Genomic DNA, 12,728 nt, shown 5'->3' with positions numbered 1-12,728 from the left:
TGGTTTACAGACTGTTGCTACTGTACTTCATAAACCTGCAATCTGCTGTATATTGCACCCAGCATTTACTATACCCTCTGCACTTGATCGAATGGCATATGATCTGGCTAGAATGACACCTTGACAGGGCTAGTCTCTACATCAACGATTCGTACCAGTATTCAGCAACGCCAAATTTCTTTATTTTGAATTTTCAATTAGAGTGTAGCAGGGATTACCTTTCATAAGCCCCATTCGCATAAACTTCTCCTTTTGGAAGACTTACCACAATAGTTTGCTGCGGCGAAAGACTAATCTCATAAGTATCGTTCCCAAGTAACACCTGGAACTTCATCGGCTTCTCTTTATCTACAACTGCTTTCACAGATTTGTTGATCCCCAAAGAGGGACTTCTCCCGGACTCCTGTAAGCCAGGGTAGTGACTTGCTTTTGCCGCATCATTCACAGAGGAAAAGCCAAGATCCCCTACATTTTCTTCTTTCTTGGCAACAGGTAACAGCGAGATATCAATCAAGGGTAAGGTAATCTTCAGCGTCGTACCTTGATGAAGCCCCGCGCTCTCAAGAGTAATACTGCCTCCCATGAGTTCGATTAAGTTCCGTGAAATAGCTAGTCCCAGTCCAGTCCCTTCAAACTGGCGGCTGGTTGTGCCATTTACCATCACAAAGGGGCGAAATAGTTTGTGCTGTTGAGTGGGATCAATCCCTATACCTGTATCTTTAACTATTACCACCGCCTGAGATTTACCATTACTATATTGATTTTCTGTAGCAATGGTGATGCTTCCTGTGTCGGTGAACTTAGTGGCGTTGCCGATAACATTAATTAGTACTTGCTTCAGTTTTGCTGCGTCTGCCTTAATTGGTATTGCTTGGGGATCTAACTCGCATTTCAATTGCAACCCCTTTTGTTGAACATTAACTGATTGTAAATTAATCACCTCTAACAATATTTGCCGGAGGTCAAGAGGTGTGGTTACTACAGAAAGCTTACCTGCTTCGATTTTAGAAATGTCGAGTAAATCATTAATAATATTTAGCAAATGAATTGTTGTTTCATCAGCACGTTTGAGAAACTCCATTTCTTCTTCGCGGCTATCACATAAGCCCTCTTCAACCAGGCGAATACAGTTAATAATAGTATGTAACGGGTTTCTCAATTCATGGGAAGTGGTAGCCAAAAACTGGCTTTTAATTTGGTTAGCGCTTTTTGCTTCTTTCCAAGCTATTTCCAGTTCTTCTGCCCCAGCTTTGAGCCGTTCTACCATTTGGTCTAATGCTTGGGCCAGTTGATTGAATTCCCGGATTTGAAAATTGTGCGGAACAGGTTGTGCGGCGTGGTGAGAGTGAATATTTAGAGCGTAGTCTCGCAATTCTTCTACAGGACGCGCCAAGTAGGGAGCTAAATATAAAGATGCTAACAAACTTGCACCAATCAAACCAACTGTCAAAACGATAAGAATGAGTTTGATTTCCTCTAAACCAAAAAGCGCATTATCGACACTAGTAACAGCTAAGACTATCCATTTTTGCTGCTGTTGGGTAAGTGGATTTGCAATAGCCGTATAACCAGCTACTAATTCGTTTCCCTCTGTGAAAGACAAGTTTATCGAATTATTTTGCCCCGCAATTGCATTTTTAATTATGCTCTTGACTTGAGAAGCATTTGGGTGCTGATTAATATTAGTTCCTACCCAGTCTGTGAATGGGTGTGCCAAAATTGTGCCATCTTCAGCAATCACTACCATAGCGCCTGTAAGCGATCCCGGCGGATTTCTGGTTTGTTGGGACAATGCAGACTGAATACTTAAGCTGTAAACTAAATTTTTTCGGCTATCAGAGACTGGCGCAGATAACACTACTTGCAATTGATTTTGTGCGTTTCTTTTTCCAGTTATTCCTGCCTTTGGCGGAAAGATTGCTTTGACATCAATTCCGTTGCTAGGTAAAGGTAACGTCAATTCTCCTATTGCTTGATCCCCACAGCTACTAGCAACTATTTTCTGGCTTAACAGATTCGTTAATTGGATGCATTCAATACTGGCTGGAAGTTGTTGCTTTAACTGTGTGAGAATTTCTGGCTCTTGTATAGGTGAATCCGACGGAATAACCATTGTTTTACTTACATTCAGTAAAGTAGCTTTTAGGAGAGCGATCGCATCTCCAATTCTCTCACCTTTACTGATAGCGCTTTCTGTTAAATTTTGACGTGCAGTTCCCAATATGCTAGAGCGTGCCTTATTCAAGGCAACAATCTCGCCTATAAGTAAAACTGGAACGAACAGAAGCAGTATTCTCGTTACTAAAATTCGACGAAAAGATGATTGGCGGTGATTAGTCATCGAGTGTCTCACTTTGCATCTGCAAACCACAACAGCAAAGATATGTAATTAGATGAGCTAGATGAGACATTTTATTAAATAATCAGAATTTTATTTTCAATGTTTAAAATTAACAAATTGCTATGATTCAAAAAGAAACGTGGTATACCAAAACTCATATATACTTGATGTAAAAGGGGTTGGTGTCGCATATAAATCCAGTAGTAAAATTGTAAAAGATTAGGTTGCAGGCATGGATTTTTTTGAGAATCTACACACTAGCAAAACAATTATTTAAACTATCAAATCAATTTAATGTTGCAACATCGTCCTCATACTACAGTTGTTTTAGCAATGAGTGCAGATGGTAAAATAGCAGATTTTAGGCGATCGCCTGCTCGGTTTGGCTCAAAGGAGGATAAAGCACACTTAGAAAAACAAATCGCTGCCTGTGATGCGGTTTTATTCGGTGCTGGCACTCTGGCCGCCTATGGGACCACACTTACTATATCAGATCCAACTCTAGTGCAACTTCGGGCGCAAGAAGGGAAGCCTCCGCAGCCAGTTCATATAGTGATTACACACTCTGCAAACCTCAATCCGGAAATTAAATTTTTTAAGCAACCAGTTAGACGCTGGCTACTCACGACAACAGCAGGAGCAGTTTCATGGAAAGGACGTTTAAGAACGCTTCCCTCAATGGGAACCAAAGCCCAGGAATGCCCTCCAGAATTTGAGCAAATTCTGGTTTTTGAAACACCAACGCGAGAAATAGACATTTCCGCAGCTTTAAAGCATCTAGCCACTCTACATATAACACGCTTGGCGGTTTTGGGTGGAGGTGAATTAGTCGCTTCCTTGCTGGGATTAGATTTAATTGATGAATTATGGCTGAGTGTCTGTCCGTTGATTTTAGGTGGTAATACCGCACCCACTCCTGTAGATGGGAAAGGATTTTTACCCGATTTAGCTCCCAAGCTGCAACTTCTAGAAGTTCATACAGTTGAGCAAGAAGTGTTTTTGCACTATTGCCTGCAACGATCAGCAGATTAGATTACGCTAAATAAAAGATTGGGGACTGGGGATTGGGGATTGGGTATTCTCCTTATCCTCCTACTCCCCAGTCCTCAGTCCCTAGTCCCTAGTCCCCTGTCCCTAAAAAGTGGAACAACTTAAGCCTCGTTATTCTGTCGTTTGGACAAACAAAATTGCTGAAGTACCCCAAAATGCCTGGAATGCTTTGGCAATGCCACTCAAAACACCGTTTTTAGAATGGGAGTGGCTAAACAATATCGAAACCTCCCATAGTGCTACGGTTAAAACCGGTTGGTTGCCTAATCACTTAACATTGTGGCGAGATAGAACGCTGATTGCTGCTGCACCACTTTATCTCAAAGGACATAGTTCTGGTGAATTTGTTTTCGATCACCAATGGGCAGAGTTAGCCGATCGCATCGGAGTTCAATATTACCCAAAATTGCTGGGAATGACACCATTTACCCCAGCTGAAGGTTATCGGTTCTTAATTGCCCCAGCAGAGGATGAGGACGAAATTACCGCGCTCATGGTGCATGAAATTGACACTTTTTGCGCCAAAAATCGAATTTCTGGGTGTCATTTTCTCTACGTCGATCCCCAATGGCGTCCGATGCTGGAACGGCACGGTTTTACAACTTGGCTACACCACAGCTACGTGTGGGAAAATGCTGGGTTTAAAACTTTTGATGACTACTTGAAGGTTTTCAACGCCAATCAGCGCCGCAATATCAAGCGGGAACGAAAAGCTGTAGAGAAAGCCGGTTTACGATTACAACCTCTAAGTGGTGATCAAATTCCTCAGTCTTTATTTCCCTTGATGTACCAGTTCTATGCTGACACCTGTGATAAGTTTGGCTGGTGGGGTAGCAAGTATCTCACACGGAGGTTTTTTGAGCAGCTACACGCCGATTATCGCCATCGAGTCTTGTTTGTTGCTGCATATAGCGAACAAGATAACTCTCATCCTTTAGGAATGTCCTTTTGTTTATTTAAAGGTGACAAACTCTATGGACGCTATTGGGGGAGTTTTCAAGAAATAGATTGCTTACATTTTGATGCTTGCTATTATGCGCCGATTGAGTGGGCGATCGCTAATGGCATCCAAATTTTTGACCCTGGCGCAGGTGGGCGACACAAAAAACGGCGTGGTTTTCCCGCTATGCTCAATCACAGTTTGCATCGCTTTTACAATAATCGTTTAGGAAAAATTTTACTTCCCTATATTAAGGAAGTGAATCAACTCGAACAGCAGCAGATTGAGGCAATTAATGCAGAGTTGCCGTTTAGTAATCGAGATTCTTAAAAGTTTGCTAAGGCAGAGGGGGAACGACGAATTACACTTGATATAGAGTGAAAAAACCCTCAAGAAAGAAAATTTCTTTTTAGAATGCTTATGGATTTGATGGTTGAAAATTTAGCTGCAATTGATGATAAACTTTCCCAGCGTCATATTGACCTTGATCCCGGTGGATATTTCATTATTTACTTGGATCGAGATGCCGGGTTAATTTATGCCAAGCATTTTATAAATGTGATTGACGATCGCGGTTTAGCTGTCGATCCCGAAACGGGGAAAGTAATTCCGGCACGAGGAAAGGTAGAACGAACTCACACGACAGTTTTTAGTGCAAGGACGGCGAAAGAACTTTGCGTGAAAATCTTTGAGGAAACTCAGCCCTCTCCTGTAACTCAATTAAATCATGCAGCTTATTTGGGTCGAGAATTTGTTCGGGCTGAGTTGGCTTTAGTCACAGAGCAAGAGTATGTTCAAGATTAAAGCAATTTTAGATTTTTAATTTTGGATTTTGGATTGAAGGAAAAATCTAAAATCTAAAATTGAACAACTCTCCCATTACCCATCAGATGATGGCTGATTTATCTGATAGATATAGTAAGTCGCCATTGGGATAACGGTGGCGGCAATTAACAATCCTACTACCCAAGCAGTAGCGTTACCTTGGTCAGTTTCGCCTGCTTTCTTGAAAGTTCCTTCTACCTGTACATTGTCAGCGATTTGGGGTGGCCCTGGATCAGCTTTGCCAGAGAGGACAGCCACAAGGCGATCGCTTGCATCTAGAAATGCCTGATTGTATTTGTTACCATTGCGTAACGGTACACTTACTGTTTCAGTAGCTATACTCTCGGCAATAGAGTCAGTAAGCATTGGCTTGACTTGATCCCCAGTAATAATGGCAGTACCATTAGTAACCGTATCAATAACCAATAAGGTTTCATTAGCTTGGGCTTCTTTTGTAGGAAACCATTTTTCAAACAGTTCTTTAGTAAAGCTTTCCGGTGTTTCTCCGTAGTCGAGGCGGCGAACAGTAACAATTCTAACTTTTTTATCTGTTTGCTTTGCCAAATCCTCGAAAGCGCTGTTAATCTTACCTTCATTCAGACGGCTGATAACTTCACCTTGATCTAAAACCCAGGTGTTATTCCCTGCTATGAGGTTGGGTATTTGATTCACACCTGTGGCAAAAGCAGGTGCGGCAAACAGTGAGGTTGCTAAAATAACCATCACTAAAGGGAGAATTAGCCGGATGAGGTGTTTTTGACTGTTAAATACTTGTTTGAGGAGCTGTTTCATCGTGTGATCCCTAAGACAGACTTGCACCAAAAATACTACAGAACCACTGCAAAAATCACCTAGTTATCGGTTTTCTCCAGTATCAAGTTTCTGCTATTGGCAGCAGATATGTATTTTACAGGATTTTTTGATTGCACAAACTTGTTCTGAGGGCGGTTGCAAGGATTAAATTGACAAGAAATACCGCCCATTTTGGGAATTAACCCAAAAACTTAGGGCGGAATTTGCAAACCATCTAAAAATGATATCGTATGATCAATATTTTTGGCAGAATTAAGCATATTTTTTCATATCTGCAAGTAGCTTTTCCTGCTGTACCCATTGATAGATTGATATCTGCATTTTTTAGATGTTTTAGCTAAATTTATATCAATATAATGTATATACATGACCATAATTTTAACTAACGACGACGGCATTGATGCCCCTGGTATCCGAGCGCTGCTGAAAGCTGTAAACGGCAAAAATGCTATTATCGCTGCTCCTGCTGATCATCAGTCTGGCTGTGGACATCAAGTTACCACCACTCGTGCCATCAACCTCCAGCGACGTTCTGAAACTGAGTATGCGATCGCAGGCACTCCCGCCGATTGTGTGAGAATTGCACTAACACAAATTGCCGCAGATGTCAAATTTGTGCTTTCAGGTATCAACGCTGGGGGCAACTTAGGAGTCGATGTCTACATTTCTGGCACAGTGGCGGCGGTGCGAGAAGCCGCAATGCACGGTATTCCTGGAATTGCCATTTCTCAATATCGCAAAGCCAAGCAGAATTTTGATTGGGATATGGCTGCCAAATTCACAGTTGAAGTAATAGAAGACTTACTCAAGCGCTCCCTGGAACCGGGAAGCTTTTGGAATGTGAACTTGCCGCATCTGCAACCAGGAGAACCAGATCCGAATATGGTGTTTTGCCAACCCTGTAATAGACCTTTGCCAGTAAACTATCGAATTGAAGGCGATAATTTTTATTATGTAGGCGAATATGGCAAACGCGATCGCACTCCTGGTAGCGATGTGGATATATGTTTTTCCGGCAACATTGCGGTAACTCAATTAAGGGTTTGATCATTGAATCCAGAATCCAAAATTGGTATTAATCATCTAACGCTTGAATTAAGGACATATTTCAAAGTTTTGAAATCTGGTAAAGTTTCAGTAGCACTGAACACTAATTTCAAAAAAAGGAGAAAAATATGCAGTTTCTCAAAATTGTTCTTGTCGCTCTCGTGTTGATGGTAAACCTGTTAATTGCTCAACCCTCTTGGGCAGGCAAGGATTTTACTAAGGGGGCTGACTATGCTGAGGTAACTCAGGCGCTTAATCAACTTCTAACTATAAAAGATGCACCTGAGCAAGCTGGCTATACACCTGAGCAATTCCAGAAGCGACTGGCACAATTGCAGCTTCAGAAAAATGTCATAGAAACAGCTAGAAAGCGGGCGCAGTGCCGCAATGAAACAGGAAAAACGTTGGCTGTCTATGCTAATAAACCAAAAAAATCTCCAACCCAACTCTACTTCCTGGGCGCAGGAACGATCACGGATGATGATTGGGATTGCGATGGCATTTACTTACCCGCAGGTTCTCAAGTGGTTTTAGGCCCAAACACTCAACCACAACAACTAGCCCAAGCAATCGCCGTTAAGTTTGTGGATGGTACACAGTCTATTGCAAGAACCAATCCAGTCACTGGTGCAATTGAATTGAATGTTGAACCTGCCAAAGTATTCAAGGCGGGTGAGAGCAGCTGGTTACTTCCCAATTTCTCTCAAGCAGATATTGATACGCAAATTCCTACCCCACAACTCATTGACTAATCTCATCTAGATAATTCAACTTTTATGCACTTTCCACATAAAAGTTGAACCAAAACAATAGTATATATAAAGGAAAATTTTAAACCATTGAACAATAAACTTTTAATTAAGGAAAAATTACAAGCCACGCTTGAGAAGATTCAAACCAAGAGCGATGGCTCTCCCGTTACTGATTTGCAGCTAGATAAAACCTTAGCCGAAGAAATTGAACAATTGACGACGGAACTAGAGAGCGTCAATCCCAATCTCAATCCTCTTCTCTACGCTACTTCTTTGTTGGAGGGAACTTGGCAACTGCAATACTCTACTGCCAGAGAAATCCGTACTTTAGTTTCTCTCCCATTAGGATTAAAACTGGGTAAAGTTTATCAAGTGATTGATGTTGCAAATAAATTATTTTTCAATCTAGCTAAAGTGAAACATTCTCTGGGGCTAGTATCAGGATATGTCAAAGTTACAGCTAGCTTTGAGCCAGCCAAAGAAGATTTAGAGCCTCTAGCGAACAAACGTATCAACGTTTATTTTGACAAACGCTACCTATCGATTGAGAAGGTTGTTGGCATTAATACCCCTAAACTCAACCCATTTAAGGTTGTCCCAGCGAATAATCCTACTAGCAGAACTGCGACACTAGATATTACTTACTTAGATGAAACCTTAAGAATTGGACGTGGAGGAGATGGAAGTTTATTTATTCTTAGTAAATCTGATGATTTACCTGACTTCACCTCCTAAATTTGTAATTGTTCGCGCCGCAGAATAAATATGGTTCTCTCAATAATGCATCTTTTCACCAAAGTAAAACCAGGTTCTGCGATGGTAGAGCTTAAAACATTAAATTTAAAAGTAGGTCATGGTATAGAAGGAGATATTAATGCCGATCCTATAAGTCCAAGGCAAGTTTTAATTGTTAGGTATGAAGATATTTTAGACTTATCAATTAAACCAGGAGAATTGCGAGAAAATATTGTGGTTACAGGTATAGAATTTAATAATTTTATCCCTGGTTCTCTGCTAACCTTTGAAAGTGGTGCGGCAATTCGTCTAACTTTTCACTGCGAACCTTGTAAGCGAATAGCCTACTTGGTAGAATCATTAAAAAGCATCCAAGGTAAAAGAGGAATTCTAGGCGTAGTTATTAAATCAGGTAAAATCCAGGTTGGTAGTAGTTTTCAGGTTCAAGCTAATAAATTTTCAGCATTATCTGAAAATCCATATCAACGATTCCTAAATTTTATCATCAAAATCCCAAGTGGGAAAGTAGTTACATATAAACAAATAATCAAAGGTATGGGAGTAGATAATAGCTATCTAAGAGTTATTCCTACATACCTGAAAAAAACCTCGGCTACTGATTATCCAGTACATAGAATATTAGATTCTAAAGGTCATTTGATAAACTATGTGAACCAACAAAAAAATAAGTTAGAAAATGAAGGAGTTAGAGTTTTATCGGAAGCAGATTTATTAAGCAAGTTAAACAAATTTCTTGTAGATATTAAAGATTATCAATGGGAAGATCACACTATATATTTAGAATAGAGATTACTGGAATTTTCGTAATATTTGTAATATTTGGTAGAAAAATACTTCGTTTAATCAAGATAATCCCTGATTTTTGATTTGTTTAGATGTAGCTTCCATAAAGTCGATAAAAACTTTTATCAGCTTATGAATTCCCTCGCTACCTCCTGCAATTAAACCTCCTGTCAGCAATGCATCTAAACAACGGAAAATAACTACTTGTATTGGATTATCTAAATCAATAACTACAAGTGGCTCAATTGAACGAATACCTATTGCGCTCATTAAAAGACCAAATAAAAGGGATGTCCATAGAGCAATTATTCGTGTATCAGATTTATATGCTGTTTTCTGGCGCTCTTTTTCATTTATATCATCTATTTGCGGCTTGAATATTTTTAACGGTTCTTGTTGGCTTTGTGTAAAGTTTTGGATGATTTGCTGCTCTAAACTCATTCCTTCAGGTGGGAGTCCACTAATTTGATTGGATTCTAAAGAAGGGAGTTGGTTCTGTTGTACTTCCATAAGTCTTATCTTTTCCGACATTAGAGCCTTTTTTTGCTGAATACTAATATCTAATTGTTCAACGAATGGTCCCCGCCAAGTAGTTATAAAAACTTCTAGAGAACGCTCTAATAACAAAGAAATAAATAATTGTAAGGTAAGTATCTGGATAATATCATTAAGCCCAAATGGTTTTAAAAGGAATGGTTTAGATGATAACCAAGTTGACAAAGTTACTACTAGAAAACTAATAATAATTAATACAATAAATAGAGGAGATTCTGGAGAAAGCTTTAGCAACGTATCTATACTCCTGTTTCGCGTCACAATATTTAACACAGCCTAGAGGTGAAAACTACACCTGCTGAGTAACTTAACAACGTTAATTTGATAGAACAGTAAATAATTTATTACCCGACCATTTTTTTCAGCCGTGTGATATGGTATGCGACTGTGGAAGCGATGTCTTCTCTGCGTTCGCGCAGCGTGTCGCAGACAGACGCTACGCGAACAACGGGCTACGTTTACGCATCTTGGCAGAGTAAAAAGTATTGCTATACAAGCATTCCAGAAGTAAATGCTAGGCTTGAACGCACTGTGCAAAGCCGGGCGAGGGGCGATCGCGTCAAATATGAAAAGGTGCGTTGGGGAAAAGGAGCGACGCTAGAGCAAGCGTAGCACTAACTAAAAACCCCTCCAAGGTTGAAGGGGTTAAAGTAATTTTTGGTAATTAAGATGGCGATTAGGGGAAGACAGCAGTTTTTCCTCCTTTGTGTGTGAAGCATTTTTTTATCAAAGCAACGAGATGATAGTAAAGCATTTTATAAATCCCTTATGAACCTCTGCACGCTGTACTTAGTAAGGTAAATTATTGGTGTTGCCGAATGATGTCAGCTTCCACTCGACGGCATTTAAGTAACCTATATCATTCAAAGCTTGTGCTGGTAACTTTTTAGCGTTGACAGCAGCCTTAACCACATCTTGTGCAGTCAGGCTTCCTGTTCGGTATTGAAAAACCAAAGCACTACCACTAGGAATACCCTGTGCTTTCAAGTTACCTTGATAAGCTAGAAATGCAGCATCAAAGGGTTTGAGGTAGCTGACGTTCGTAAAATGAGTGAGTAAATTATTAGAGTTGATAGCTATAGGTTCGCCACTATTGTTAGTAGTTATTTGAGCGCCACCGATTCCAGGTAATAAAGCAATTGAACCAACAATGAGTACAGAATCAATCAGGGTGGAGAATTTCATAGGGTTATCCTTAGCTAGAGTAAAATGCAATTAGTGTTATTAAGTAATAGAGTCTTATTTTTTATCAGTCTCAACTTCCTGCACTCAGGTCACCTGAGCGGTTGGTTTATTCCTCACCCATTCGGGTGAGCTAATTGAGTGCAAGAACTAAAAAAATAAATCGAGAGCAAAGTTCAGGACAAACTTGAACAGATATATATTTAACTGAGGCAATCTAAAAATTTATGCAATCGCTGTTACTCAGTTGTAGGGGTAGCAAGGAAAGTAGGGAAAGTAGGGGAGTCTCTTGAGGAAAGAGAATTATTCTTGATACCATTTCTTTATGAGGCTGCGCCAAATCCTTTTAACTTCTTTCTTTGTGTCCTACCCTGCAAGAAGCCACTTCTCTACGAGACGCTACGCGAACGTGTTTAAGCATCCTTCTCTAACGAGACGCTGCGCGAATGCGGTAGCCTGCGGTAAGCCGCTTTGCGTCTACGTTTTTCTTCCTTGTCTTAAATATGGTTTAGCACATCTTTATACAGAATTGGTATGAGTAATTTTTCTCTCAAGGACAACTTATCTTCTCCTCATGCCTGCCTTAACCAAGAAATTCTTTAACCGAACGGTATTAGGGTTAGCCCAACCCAGGCATTGCATTTCTGTACTATATCTTTCAATAGCAGATTTATTGGTTAACTATGATTCAATCTATTTGTATATTCGGATTTACCGAACATACAAATTAGAGTAAACCGTAACTTTTTTCATGTATAACTTGGGGCGGTAATCATCAATTAGTTGGTGTTAATAACCGAATTTACAGCAGGCTTAACTTTACATAATATAAATATGTAAGCACCAATTGAAGTGCAAAGCTGATTAAATTAAAGCTAATTGATGCGAGGAAGAGTTATGACACTAGTTCGTTGGAATCCTTGGAGAGAAATTGACACTATACAACGTCAACTCAATAATATATTTGAAGACACAAAAGTACCATCTACATTCTTGGATGGGGGCTTGCTCAAAGTTCCTGCTGCTGAAATACAAGAAACTGAAAATGCTATTCATCTGAAGCTAGAACTACCAGGAATACAAGCTAAAAATTTAGATGTGCAAGTAACAGAAAATGCTGTTTACGTTAGTGGTGAGCGGAAGTCTGAAACTAAAACTGAAGAAAAAGGTGTTACCAGAAGTGAGTTTCATTACGGAAAATTCCAACGCGTAATTCCTCTATCTGCTCGGATTCAAAATACTAACGTTACGGCAGATTATAAAGACGGCATATTGAATCTGACACTGCCTAAAACTGAGCAAGAAAAGAACAAAGTTGTTAAAGTTAATTTAGAACAACTTATTAACTAATGGGTTGTGATCAGACAACTCTACCTCCCTTGATTGATTGAGATAGCTAAGAGCTTGGTTACGCGAGTGACCAGGCTTTTTTGTAACAATTCTCTGGAATAGGCGCGTAAATTCTCTAAGAGAACTGGAGAGCGTAAGCGCAACCCGTTGTAGACATCGCCCTTGCTTTTAAAGTTTGTAAAGGAATTTTCCTATATATATGTAATGGTGTGCATGGGTAACAGAACCCAAGGGTAATGGGCTACATCTACCCACTTCTTACCTTTAAATAAGTAAAGCTAATAACTTGTATCAGATTTACTAAAGTAATAAAACTTGATTAAATTTTGTAAAG

General features: G+C 39.9%; 13 protein-coding genes. 9 read left to right on the top strand and 4 right to left on the bottom strand.

The window, feature by feature from the left end; all coding sequences use genetic code 11:
• Nucleotides 1–214 precede the first annotated feature (214 nt).
• Complete coding sequence (locus ACFE90_RS28930; RefSeq protein ID WP_375505825.1) at nucleotides 215–2,341, bottom strand: sensor histidine kinase; 2,127 nt, start codon at nucleotides 2,339–2,341, stop codon at nucleotides 215–217.
• 294 nt (nucleotides 2,342–2,635) lie between these two features.
• On the opposite strand from ACFE90_RS28930, the gene ACFE90_RS28925 reads away from it, so the two are divergent.
• The 3 genes from ACFE90_RS28925 to ACFE90_RS28915 all read left to right on the top strand — a co-directional run bounded on the left by ACFE90_RS28925 (nucleotide 2,636) and on the right by ACFE90_RS28915 (nucleotide 5,135).
• Nucleotides 2,636–3,373, top strand: a complete 738-nt coding sequence (locus tag ACFE90_RS28925) for a RibD family protein (RefSeq protein ID WP_375505824.1) — start codon at nucleotides 2,636–2,638, stop codon at nucleotides 3,371–3,373.
• 109 nt (nucleotides 3,374–3,482) lie between these two features.
• A complete protein-coding gene (locus ACFE90_RS28920; RefSeq protein ID WP_375505823.1) occupies nucleotides 3,483–4,661 on the top strand; it encodes a GNAT family N-acetyltransferase in 1,179 nt (392 codons plus the stop codon).
• Between the two features lie 90 nt (nucleotides 4,662–4,751).
• Nucleotides 4,752–5,135: a DUF4346 domain-containing protein gene (locus ACFE90_RS28915; RefSeq protein WP_375505822.1), complete on the top strand. Its 384-nt coding sequence runs from the start codon at nucleotides 4,752–4,754 to the stop codon at nucleotides 5,133–5,135.
• A gap of 75 nt (nucleotides 5,136–5,210) precedes the next feature.
• On the opposite strand, the gene psb32 is transcribed toward ACFE90_RS28915, so the two are convergent.
• Nucleotides 5,211–5,948: a photosystem II repair protein Psb32 gene (gene psb32, locus ACFE90_RS28910; protein WP_375505821.1), complete on the bottom strand. Its 738-nt coding sequence runs from the start codon at nucleotides 5,946–5,948 to the stop codon at nucleotides 5,211–5,213.
• 387 nt (nucleotides 5,949–6,335) lie between these two features.
• Between psb32 and surE the strand changes: the two genes are divergently transcribed.
• The 4 genes from surE to ACFE90_RS28890 all read left to right on the top strand — a co-directional run bounded on the left by surE (nucleotide 6,336) and on the right by ACFE90_RS28890 (nucleotide 9,310).
• Complete coding sequence (surE, locus tag ACFE90_RS28905; RefSeq protein WP_375505820.1) at nucleotides 6,336–7,016, top strand: 5'/3'-nucleotidase SurE; 681 nt, start codon at nucleotides 6,336–6,338, stop codon at nucleotides 7,014–7,016.
• Nucleotides 7,017–7,144: 128 nt separating this feature from the next.
• Nucleotides 7,145–7,768, top strand: coding sequence for a hypothetical protein (locus ACFE90_RS28900; RefSeq protein WP_375505819.1), 624 nt, complete (start codon nucleotides 7,145–7,147; stop codon nucleotides 7,766–7,768).
• An 87-nt stretch (nucleotides 7,769–7,855) separates the two neighbouring features.
• Nucleotides 7,856–8,503 (top strand): PAP/fibrillin family protein, encoded by a 648-nt coding sequence (locus tag ACFE90_RS28895; protein ID WP_375505818.1) that lies wholly within the window; start codon nucleotides 7,856–7,858, stop codon nucleotides 8,501–8,503.
• Nucleotides 8,504–8,533: 30 nt separating this feature from the next.
• Entirely contained in the window at nucleotides 8,534–9,310 is a 777-nt protein-coding gene (locus ACFE90_RS28890) for an MGMT family protein (RefSeq protein WP_375505817.1), read from the top strand.
• Between the two features lie 57 nt (nucleotides 9,311–9,367).
• Here the strand turns inward: ACFE90_RS28890 and ACFE90_RS28885 are convergent, their stop codons facing one another.
• Nucleotides 9,368–10,096, bottom strand: coding sequence for a hypothetical protein (locus ACFE90_RS28885; RefSeq protein ID WP_375505816.1), 729 nt, complete (start codon nucleotides 10,094–10,096; stop codon nucleotides 9,368–9,370).
• A 162-nt stretch (nucleotides 10,097–10,258) separates the two neighbouring features.
• On the opposite strand from ACFE90_RS28885, the gene ACFE90_RS28880 reads away from it, so the two are divergent.
• Entirely contained in the window at nucleotides 10,259–10,474 is a 216-nt protein-coding gene (locus ACFE90_RS28880; RefSeq protein WP_375505815.1) for a hypothetical protein, read from the top strand.
• 177 nt (nucleotides 10,475–10,651) lie between these two features.
• Here the strand turns inward: ACFE90_RS28880 and ACFE90_RS28875 are convergent, their stop codons facing one another.
• Nucleotides 10,652–11,047 (bottom strand): hypothetical protein, encoded by a 396-nt coding sequence (locus ACFE90_RS28875; RefSeq protein ID WP_375505814.1) that lies wholly within the window; start codon nucleotides 11,045–11,047, stop codon nucleotides 10,652–10,654.
• A gap of 894 nt (nucleotides 11,048–11,941) precedes the next feature.
• Between ACFE90_RS28875 and ACFE90_RS28870 the strand changes: the two genes are divergently transcribed.
• A complete protein-coding gene (locus tag ACFE90_RS28870) occupies nucleotides 11,942–12,394 on the top strand; it encodes an Hsp20/alpha crystallin family protein (RefSeq protein ID WP_375505813.1) in 453 nt (150 codons plus the stop codon).
• Nucleotides 12,395–12,728 lie beyond the last annotated feature (334 nt).

The organism is uncultured Nostoc sp., assembly GCF_964245445.1.
Taxonomy (GTDB): Bacteria; Cyanobacteriota; Cyanobacteriia; order Cyanobacteriales; family Nostocaceae; genus Nostoc.
The sequence above is the reverse complement of the archived record's forward strand: the minus strand, read 5'-3'. Positions and strand labels throughout refer to the sequence as shown.

Coding starts and splice junctions, on each gene's coding strand:
- ACFE90_RS28930 (WP_375505825.1), bottom strand. CDS start 2,341: ATGACTAATCACCGCCAATCATCTTTTCGTCGAATTTTAGTAACGAGA.
- ACFE90_RS28925 (WP_375505824.1), top strand. CDS start 2,636: ATGTTGCAACATCGTCCTCATACTACAGTTGTTTTAGCAATGAGTGCA.
- ACFE90_RS28915 (WP_375505822.1), top strand. CDS start 4,752: ATGGATTTGATGGTTGAAAATTTAGCTGCAATTGATGATAAACTTTCC.
- ACFE90_RS28875 (WP_375505814.1), bottom strand. CDS start 11,047: ATGAAATTCTCCACCCTGATTGATTCTGTACTCATTGTTGGTTCAATT.
- ACFE90_RS28880 (WP_375505815.1), top strand. CDS start 10,259: ATGTCTTCTCTGCGTTCGCGCAGCGTGTCGCAGACAGACGCTACGCGA.
- ACFE90_RS28870 (WP_375505813.1), top strand. CDS start 11,942: ATGACACTAGTTCGTTGGAATCCTTGGAGAGAAATTGACACTATACAA.
- ACFE90_RS28900 (WP_375505819.1), top strand. CDS start 7,145: ATGCAGTTTCTCAAAATTGTTCTTGTCGCTCTCGTGTTGATGGTAAAC.
- ACFE90_RS28890 (WP_375505817.1), top strand. CDS start 8,534: ATGGTTCTCTCAATAATGCATCTTTTCACCAAAGTAAAACCAGGTTCT.
- surE (WP_375505820.1), top strand. CDS start 6,336: ATGACCATAATTTTAACTAACGACGACGGCATTGATGCCCCTGGTATC.
- psb32 (WP_375505821.1), bottom strand. CDS start 5,948: ATGAAACAGCTCCTCAAACAAGTATTTAACAGTCAAAAACACCTCATC.